The following is a 6,862-nucleotide window of genomic DNA, read 5'->3' on the forward strand; positions in this document are numbered from 1 at the left end:
AAAAGAAGCGGCTGGAGAGGTCGCTTCTTTTTTATATACATACAAATAAGAAAACTGATATAAACCTTTTCTTATTGGATGGGAGAGAGGATTCGCCCAAGCATAGAAGCGGTCAGGTCCTTTTTTCGCCCCATGCCGAGTGAAAACAAAAGGAGAGAAGGAAAAGCTGGAGTAGAGATTTCAGCAATAGAGTGGGGGGATAGAAAAATAGTAAATGAAATTTTATCGGCGCAAGTCCAAATATATCGACCGTTCCTCAAAATATATTGGCGTTCCGATAAAGAACAGCACAAAAACAGGTTGGAGAAGGCTTTCTCCAACCTGTTTTTTCTGAATATCAACATTAATATTAAGCTTGAACAGGAGCTGATTCTTCAGAAGTCTCCGGTTTAACAAGGGCATAATTTTCCCATGCTCTGCTTTTCCAGCGGAAGAACATAATGATGGCACGTGTCCATTCATCAATCGCAATGGCTAACCAAATGCCGGGCAGTCCCATGTGCAAATAAAATACAAAAAAGTAGCCAAGTGGTAAACTCATTAATACCATTGAGAATGCGCCAATTAAAACTGGATATTTTGCATCACCAGCAGCCCGCAAGGAATTAATGATGACAATATTCATCGTTCGGCCTGTTTCTAGTAGAATGCTTAATAAAAGAACGGTTGCGCCTAAAGCGATGACATGAGGATTATCTGTAAATAACCCCATTAACTGCGTGCGAAATGTTATGACGAGAATGACCATACATAACGTAACACCAATGGCCCACTTTACACTTTTCCATACACGTACATATGCTTCGTCTTTCTCATTTCCACCGATTAAACGCCCAACAATGATCGCTGTTCCCATTCCGATGGCGATAGCGAATAAGTAAGTAAACATTGAAATATTTGTTGCATACTGTCTTGCAGCTAATGATTCTACTCCTAAGTATGTCGCATAATATAAAAAGACAATTTGACATGCTTGGTACATAACTTGTTCAAAAGCCGATGGAATACCAATCTTTAAAATCTTGCCGATATATTCTTTTGATAAGGTAATGTAGTAGTTCAACTTCACGCGATATTCCATGACGCGGTATAGTAACCAGAAGAAGACAATGAGTGCGATTAAACGGCTGAAAGATGATGATATAGCAGCACCTTGAACGCCCATTTCTGGAAAACCGAATTTCCCGAAAATAAGTACATAGTTTCCAGCAATATGAAAAATGTTCATTCCTAATGAAATCAACATTGCTTGTTTTGTAAATCCATGAACACGAATAATGGCAGCCAGTGAATTGATAATGGCTTGAAGAAAGATTGCTCCTCCAACAATTGATAAATAATTTTGTGCGTAAGTTAATACGTCACCTTGTAAATTCATCGTCATCATCATATTTTTCGAAAATAAAAGAAAACCGGCGCTTATGATGAGCCCGACTCCTAAGTTTAATGTTACCGCTAAAGCTGATATTTTTGATGCTTCCATATATCGTTTAGAACCAAGGTATTGAGAAACAACAATTGCGGCCCCGTTTCCTATTACTTCTAGTACTAATATTGCGATATGAAGGTATTGATTCGCTGCCCCAACACCTGATACCGCGTCATCTGATAGTGCACTTAGCATAAAAGTATCAGCAATCCCCATTAACATAAAAAGAAAAACCTCTAAAAAAATGGGCCATGTTAAGAAAAATAAATTTAATTTTTCTTCCTGCCCTTTTTTGGACGTAGTCACTGTCATATCATCCCCCACTTTACCGATATCCTTTTTGAAACAAAATGTATCTTAACACACTTCAGCAACACTTGCATTCATTTTGCAGCTTGGTTATTGAACTACCCCCACCTTCACTTCATTTAGAGGAGGGGGTCTTCTCGGTTGAAATGATAAATATATATTTCGAAAAAATAGGACATATATAAGTACAAATTGAAAAATCAATAAAAATCCTTTTTTTGGTTGGGAGAGAGCGTCCGCTCATGCGTAGAAGCGATCATCCCCTTTTTTCGCCCCATGCCGCGTAAAAACAAAAGGAGAAAAGGAGTGGAGATCTTCTTTTATTTTCAAAGCTGTGACTTATATGTTGAAAGATCAAAATGGTGCATATTAGAAGGGAATAATTATACAAAAGATATTATGTGATATAAAATTAATTATACTCTGATAATTTAGATGATTATAAAAACAGGTATATTTAGTATTTCAGGCAGGAAAATAAGTAATATAAAACGTTTACAGAAAATGCTATGGTAACAGAAAATTTTAATAAGATAGAAAAACAAATATACAAATAATATATTTATATGTATAATATGAATTATTAGAACATATAAATATTTCTTTCTGTTTGAAAATGAAAGGGCTAACATTTTTTTTAGGGGGATGGAAGGATGAAGAAAAAAGTACCAGTTTTAGTAGCGTCGACATTAGCGATGAGCATGGTTTTAGGAGCATGTAGTTATCAAAAAGATGAGTCGCAAGCGAAAGCAAAAGGGGAAAGCGGCAATAATAATGCGAAACAAGTTATAAATTTAACTGAAACACAAGAAATTCCAACGATGGACACAGCGTTATCAGCTGATGCAGTATCATCGCGAGTGATGAATAATACGATGGAAGGGCTATATCGCCTTGATAAAGGGGATAAACTCGTTCCAGGTGTAGCGAAATCAAGTGAAAAATCAGCAGACGGGAAAAAGTATACTTTTAAATTACGCGAAGATGCGAAGTGGTCAAATGGAGATCCTGTAACAGCGAAGGACTTTGTATATGCTTGGCAACGAGCAATTAATCCAGATAAAGCAGCAGTATCAGCATATATTATGTTTGATGTTAAAAACGCACAGAAAATTAATAAAAAAGAAATGACACCAGATCAATTAGGTGTAAAGGCCATTGATGATTATACATTAGAAGTAGAATTAGAGCATCCAGTTCCGTACTTTGAAAACTTAATGATTTATCCACTGTTTTATCCTGTAAATGAAAAGTATGCGAAAGAGCAAGGGGACAAGTTTGGTCTAGAGGCAAACACAACATTATATAATGGACCATTTGTATTAAGTGACTGGAAGCATGAAAGAAGTTTCCAAATTAAGAAAAACCCATCATACTGGGACAATAAAACAGTGAAGCTAGACGAAGTGAACTTTAATATTGTAAAAGACATGGCAACAGCGATTAACTTATATGATACAAAAGCGATAGACCGTGCTAACTTAAGATCTGAGTTTGTTGATAAATATAAAGGGGATAAAGATTTTAAAACGGCAAATGAAGCTACTGTATCCTATCTTCGTTTCAATCAGAAAAATGAAGCTTTAGCAAATAAAAACATACGTAAAGCAATTTCTCTTGCCTTTGAACGTAAACCACTTGTTGAGACGATTTTAAACAATGGCTCTACTGAAGCAACAGGATTAATTCCAAGCAAATTTATTACAGGGCCAAATAAAAAAGACTTCCGAGCTGAAAATGGGGAGTTAGTAAAAGCAAACGCGAAAGAAGCGAAGAAATATTGGGAAGCTGGTAAAAAAGAATTAGGAAAAGATAAGATTGAGATTGAGCTATTAAATGAAGATGTAGATTTATCTAAGAGAACAGGGGAGTACTTAAAAGGAGAGTTAGAAAAGAACTTACCTGGTTTTACATTGAAAATTAAGCAGCAGCCATTTGCGCAAAAGCTTAAACTTGAAGAAAGTGGAGATTATGAAATGACATTTGCTTTATGGACTCCAGACTTCCCAGATCCAGTAACTTACCTTGATATGTTTATAACAGATGGCACGCAAAATAAAATGAAATACTCTAATCCGAAATACGATGAAATTATTATGAAAGCGAAGACTGACGGTAGCGATGTACAAGCGCGCTGGAATAGTTTACTTGAAGCAGAAAAAATCCTTATGGATGATGCAGCAATTGCTCCTGTATATCAACGTAGCACGGCTTATTTACAAAGAGGAACAGTTAAAGATATTTATAAGCATAATTATGGCGGAGATTTAAGCTTCAAGTGGGCATCTGTCGGAAAATAATTTAAAAAGAAGCAGGGGATTTCCTGCTTCTTTTTAGTATGTTCGTTTTTTATAAATCCCTTTGCCGCCAACTTGCTTCCATCCAGATTGTACTTCCGCACTTTTATCAACAAATTTCATTTTCTCTTTCCCACCAAATAGCTTTTCACCGATGCCATTCGTAATGACACCAATCAATGCTGTAATTCCGATGACGAGGGCAGCGACAATTGCAAAATCAATAAAAAAAGCAACCATATGAAAATTCCCCCTTTGCCTGTCTGTATCATTATTGTATGAGAAAAAAAGTCAAAAAGAAAGAAAAGTTAGAAAATAATTATTTCACTTAAAAATAGTCTAGACAATAATAATGAGGTTTGATAAAATTAACAAGAACAAACGTTCTTTTTTTCGTGGCTGTTTTACATAGCGGTAAGTCTTACATTTCACCATTGTTTTATCAGAAAAAGGTAATAAAGCGCTATCGGAAACATGTGGTGAAGTACATTATATGAAAGAGAGTCTATCAAAAAAATAGTTCTAAAGACGTATACGAATGGGATATAGGGCTTATGTCTTCAAGTATTTATGCCAGCTTTACTGGTCCTAAGCAACAGTTAAAGACATATGGTGTTTTCCCTATTAATAAGGAAATTTACTGTGTATTTCTTTCTGAATCTATTGTATAATGATTATAGAAGTTACTTATTTAAAGTAATTGTTGTTTATTAAAAGTTGCTTGCTCATAAGTTGTTGTTTACATCGAAAGCAATTTTTCATTTTGTTGTAAGACAAGTCATAGTGAAGAATTGCTGGGAAATAGAAATTCAAACTGTAATTAGTACAGAATCTGTACTCTTTAAGGAGAGTGAGTCTTGTATGGTAACACTATATAGTTCTCCAAGTTGTACGTCTTGTAGAAAGGCGAAATTATGGCTAGAGGAAAATCATATTCCCTATACAGAACGTAATATTTTCTCAGATCCATTAACGATTGAGGAAATTAAAGAAATTTTACGCATGACAGAAAGCGGAACGGATGAGATTATTTCAACTCGTTCGAAAGTTTTCCAAGAGTTAAACGTTAACTTAGAATCTTTACCACTTCAAGATTTATATAAGATGATTCGTGACTACCCAGGCATTTTACGTCGTCCTATTATGATTGACGAAAAACGTCTTCAAGTAGGTTATAACGAAGATGAAATTCGTCGTTTCTTACCACGTACAGTAAGAACATTTCAGTTACGTGAGGCACAGCGTCTTGTAAATTAACAATAAAAGTTTTGTATATGAAAACCTTCTACCTTACAGTAGAAGGTTTTCGCATACATATATTCATTACTGAGTATTATTTATATATAACTTCATTTTGATTTTCCGACATATAAATTAAAGTTATGAAAATAAAAGGAGTTCCTCGCTCATTCTCTTTTTTATTTTTACAAGGCATAGGGCGGAAGAGGTCCTGCTCGCTCCCGCCAAAAAAGAAAGATTGTATGTCGTTTTTCAATTTGTATGTATTTTGATTTCCTAACATACAAATCACGGCTATGAAAATAAAAGGGGCTTTCCACTCATTTTCTCCTTCTGTTTTAACGTGGCATGGGGCGGAAAAAGGCCCTGACCGCTACTATGCTTGGCCGGACGCTCTCTTCCACCCAAAAAAGAAAGGGTTATGCATGTTTTACTTTACATTCCCTAATTTGATATGCTGAACAATAAACCCGATTGTTAATACTGTGAAAATAAAGAGGAAGGGTATACTTGTTGCAAAGGCCGGGTTGTGCTGGAAAAAGTTCGCAAGTCTCGCTTCATGGGTGATCATTCTGCCAGCCGTGTAAGCAAGAACTGCTCCTCCGCAATAAATGAGAAAAGGAAACCGCTCCATAAATAGTAAGATGAGTTTGCTTCCCCAAATAATAATAGGGATAGAAATTAATAATCCGATAATTACGAGTGTAAAATTCCCATGAGCCGCTCCAGCAATCGCAAGGACATTATCAAAACCCATAACGAGATCGGCAAATACAATTGTACGGATTGCTTGAAATAATGTCGTTTTTCCTTGTATAGAAGAAAGGTCATTATTATTGTCGGTTAGTAAATTTACGGCAATCAGTGTAAGTAGGATGCCGCCAATAAGTTGTAAGAAGGGAATATCGAGTAAGTATACAGCAAGTATTGTAAGGAGAATTCGCAGCACGATTGCTAGGACCGTACCAATAAAAATAGCTTTATTCCGTTTAGATTCAGGTAAGTTTCGGCTTGCAAGCGCAATTACAATTGCGTTATCACCGCCTAGTACAACATCGATACCGACAATCATTAGTATAGATGTCAAAAAATCTAACTCCATCATTTTGCCTCCATTTATTCTGTTTTAATCAGTAATATAGGTGCAGTTGTATGTATGAAACGAAAAAGCTTGACCAGCTCTATTACAATTGTACGGCGCTAGGTGGAATTGTATGTCCGATTTTTTATCATTTTAACCGAGAAGCCCCCCTCCTCTAAACGAAGTGAAGGTGGGAGATGAATCGGTTTTTTCTTTTTAAAAAAACGTCTCTTTTTTGTAGAACATATGTTTGTTTCGGTGTATAATGATCTTATCAAATAAAATGAGGTGAGAACAGGTGAAGAAAGCGTATTTTTCGAAACGGATCTATAAGACAGATTTACCATATGAAATGGTAGAGGCATTAACACATACAATCGAAACATGTAATCGGGCGAAACACTTTGCATTTCAAACGATTGTTCGGGAGAAACGTTGGAACCGCAAGATGCATGCGGATAGTCTTCATCTTGTTCTCAAGCGGAATTATCAATTGAATGATTACTA

Annotated in this window: 5 protein-coding genes and 1 pseudogene; 3 read left to right on the forward strand and 3 right to left on the reverse strand. The window is 35.8% G+C overall.

Going from position 1 to position 6,862, the window contains the following annotated elements; all coding sequences use genetic code 11:
- Positions 1 to 349: 349 nt before the first annotated feature.
- Entirely contained in the window at positions 350 to 1,741 is a 1,392-nt protein-coding gene (locus JDS96_RS23635; RefSeq protein WP_199668208.1) for an MATE family efflux transporter, read from the reverse strand.
- A gap of 650 nt (positions 1,742 to 2,391) precedes the next feature.
- Between JDS96_RS23635 and JDS96_RS23640 the strand changes: the two genes are divergently transcribed.
- Positions 2,392 to 4,038, forward strand: a complete 1,647-nt coding sequence (locus tag JDS96_RS23640) for a peptide ABC transporter substrate-binding protein (protein WP_199668209.1) — start codon at positions 2,392 to 2,394, stop codon at positions 4,036 to 4,038.
- A gap of 33 nt (positions 4,039 to 4,071) precedes the next feature.
- On the opposite strand, the gene JDS96_RS23645 is transcribed toward JDS96_RS23640, so the two are convergent.
- The gene (locus JDS96_RS23645; protein WP_000225326.1) at positions 4,072 to 4,275 is read right to left on the reverse strand and encodes a hypothetical protein; all 204 of its coding nucleotides are present in this window, start codon (positions 4,273 to 4,275) and stop codon (positions 4,072 to 4,074) included.
- A gap of 621 nt (positions 4,276 to 4,896) precedes the next feature.
- Here JDS96_RS23645 and spx point away from each other — a divergent pair.
- The gene (gene spx, locus JDS96_RS23650) at positions 4,897 to 5,292 is read left to right on the forward strand and encodes a transcriptional regulator Spx (RefSeq protein ID WP_000258267.1); all 396 of its coding nucleotides are present in this window, start codon (positions 4,897 to 4,899) and stop codon (positions 5,290 to 5,292) included.
- Positions 5,293 to 5,704: 412 nt separating this feature from the next.
- Here spx and JDS96_RS23655 read toward each other — a convergent pair whose 3' ends face one another.
- On the reverse strand, positions 5,705 to 6,376 hold the full coding sequence (locus tag JDS96_RS23655; protein ID WP_018764011.1) for a TerC family protein: 672 nt from the start codon (positions 6,374 to 6,376) through the stop codon (positions 5,705 to 5,707).
- 277 nt (positions 6,377 to 6,653) lie between these two features.
- Here JDS96_RS23655 and JDS96_RS23660 point away from each other — a divergent pair.
- Positions 6,654 to 6,862: pseudogene (locus JDS96_RS23660) on the forward strand (IS200/IS605 family accessory protein TnpB-related protein); the annotation flags it as partial.

This window comes from Bacillus cereus group sp. N21 (assembly GCF_016483395.1).
In the GTDB taxonomy this organism is placed as follows: Bacteria; Bacillota; Bacilli; order Bacillales; family Bacillaceae_G; genus Bacillus_A; species Bacillus_A pseudomycoides.

Excerpts from the sequence above, each read along its gene's own strand:
- JDS96_RS23635 (WP_199668208.1), bottom strand. The coding sequence starts at position 1,741 with ATGACAGTGACTACGTCCAAAAAAGGGCAGGAAGAAAAATTAAATTTA.
- JDS96_RS23640 (WP_199668209.1), top strand. The coding sequence starts at position 2,392 with ATGAAGAAAAAAGTACCAGTTTTAGTAGCGTCGACATTAGCGATGAGC.
- JDS96_RS23655 (WP_018764011.1), bottom strand. The coding sequence starts at position 6,376 with ATGGAGTTAGATTTTTTGACATCTATACTAATGATTGTCGGTATCGAT.
- spx (WP_000258267.1), top strand. The coding sequence starts at position 4,897 with ATGGTAACACTATATAGTTCTCCAAGTTGTACGTCTTGTAGAAAGGCG.
- JDS96_RS23645 (WP_000225326.1), bottom strand. The coding sequence starts at position 4,275 with ATGGTTGCTTTTTTTATTGATTTTGCAATTGTCGCTGCCCTCGTCATC.